This window comes from Mesorhizobium sp. M1E.F.Ca.ET.063.01.1.1 (assembly GCF_003998155.1).
Lineage (GTDB): Bacteria > Pseudomonadota > Alphaproteobacteria > Rhizobiales > Rhizobiaceae > Mesorhizobium.
In genome coordinates this window covers 1-1,743 of the sequence record NZ_RZSC01001011.1, presented here as the reverse complement: position 1 = coordinate 1,743, position 1,743 = coordinate 1, and the positions used below count along the sequence as shown (strand labels likewise).

3 protein-coding genes are annotated in these 1,743 nt (G+C 62.5%); 1 reads left to right on the top strand and 2 read right to left on the bottom strand.

Going from position 1 to position 1,743, the window contains the following annotated elements; translation table 11 throughout:
- A partial coding sequence (locus EOA29_RS35420; protein WP_281061130.1) for a molybdopterin dinucleotide binding domain-containing protein occupies positions 1-564 on the top strand: 564 nt, incomplete at its 5' end.
- Positions 565-613: 49 nt separating this feature from the next.
- Here EOA29_RS35420 and EOA29_RS35415 read toward each other — a convergent pair.
- On the bottom strand, positions 614-1,054 hold the full coding sequence (locus tag EOA29_RS35415) for a CBS domain-containing protein (protein WP_126092620.1): 441 nt from the start codon (positions 1,052-1,054) through the stop codon (positions 614-616).
- 45 nt (positions 1,055-1,099) lie between these two features.
- On the bottom strand, positions 1,100-1,666 hold the full coding sequence (locus tag EOA29_RS35410; RefSeq protein ID WP_126092619.1) for an NADH-quinone oxidoreductase subunit I: 567 nt from the start codon (positions 1,664-1,666) through the stop codon (positions 1,100-1,102).
- Positions 1,667-1,743 lie beyond the last annotated feature (77 nt).

Genomic DNA, 1,743 nt, shown 5'->3' with positions numbered 1-1,743 from the left:
GCGGTGCTTCGCGGACATGCGTTGCGGCCATCGATCCAAGGCGAAGTCTTCGGCGAGATTGCCCGGCTGGTTCCGGCCTACCAGGGGTTGACGCAGGACGGATTTGGTCCCGACGGAGCATTTACGAAGGCGGCCCTTGCACCGCCGGCAGGCGAGTTCTTCGCCCCCCCGCCAGCCCCCATTGCCGCCGGCGGGCTCATGCTGATCACCGGCAACTGCTTGTTCCACAACGGATATCTTTCCGAGCGCTCTGATATCCTGAGCACGGTCGCGGATGACCCATATGTCGAGATGAGCGCGCCGGATGCAGCCCAGCTTGGCCTTGCGGATGGCGATCAGGTGGTCGTGCGATCGGCCCAGGGCGAACTGACGGCGAAGCTCAAGGTCAACAAGCGTTTTCCCAACGGCCTCGTGTTCGTTCCCGAGAACTACAGATCCATGCGTCTCAACAGCCTGCTGCGGCGGGGCGAATACCCATGCCCGGTGGAAGTTGAAATGGCGCACGCGGCTTTCGAGATCGCCACTCTCGCCGGCGTCGGGGCGTGGCCTGGCAATCCGGGCTGAGGCACCACGGGTTCCCCGGCGTCCTGCCCCCTGCGCCTTGACCCGGCGGTCAGTGATAACCGGTCCCGGCAATGTAATCGTGCAGCACCTGCTCGTTGCTCATCAATTCTTCGAGGCGGTGCTTGACCACGTCGCCGATGCTCACCACGCCGACAACTGTGCCGCCATCCATGACCAGCACATGGCGCGTGCGCTGATTGGTCATGATCGCCATCACCGAGGGCAGCATATCCAGTGTCGAGCAGCTCGCCACACCGCGGTTCATGATCTCGGCGACCCGCATCATGGGCGCGTTGGTTCCGTGCTCGGCCACTGCATTGCAGCAGTCCCGCTCCGACAGCGTGCCTAGGCAATCCCCGGGGAAACGGCTGACGACCACGAAGCCGATGTTGTTCTCCCGAAACAGCCGCAGCACTTCCACCATCGTCTGGCTTGGAGCGACCGAGACGACCTCGGGAGCCTTGCTCTTCAAGATTTGGCAGACCAGCATCTGAGCCTCCTGTCTGCGCGCTCCGGCTTGCCACCCGGCGCGCCTTCACGTTCGACGGATATTCCGCCACCAATTGTATCCCTGCGACTCGCGCGTCTCGACCAGCACGTCCTGTTCGGTGTTCAAACGTGCAGCGACCACGCCGCCGCCGGTCGTCGCCTTGCCCGGCTTGGCGAGCAGGTCGTCACGCCCGATCACCAGGCCAGCTGAGGAAAAACTCGAGAATTCGTACTGTTGGCCAAGCGCGATCGCGTCCGCCGGGCAGGCGTCCTCGCACAACCCGCAGAACAGGCACCGGGCCATGTCGATCTCGAATTTCGCCGGGTGTCGGTTGCCCTTCTCGTCCTCGTAGGGAATCACTTCGATGCAGTCGCACGGACAGATCCGTGCGCAGAGCTCACAGGCTACGCATTTGATCTCGCCCGCTTCGTCGCGCTTCAGGAAGTGATGCCCGCGGTAACGCGAATAGGGCAACCATTTTTCCTTGTCCGGATACTGCATGGTCACGGATCTGGAAAACATGTAGCCGAAAGTGAGCGCCAGCGCGTTCGCCAGATCGGCGAAGAACGCCCAGCCGATCCATCTTCCAGCTCTGTCCACTGCGCGCGACATCGTCGCCTCGTTGCAGCCCCCTAGAGGAAAGCAACACCGGTTATGATTATGTTCGCCATCGACAAAGGAAGCAAGAC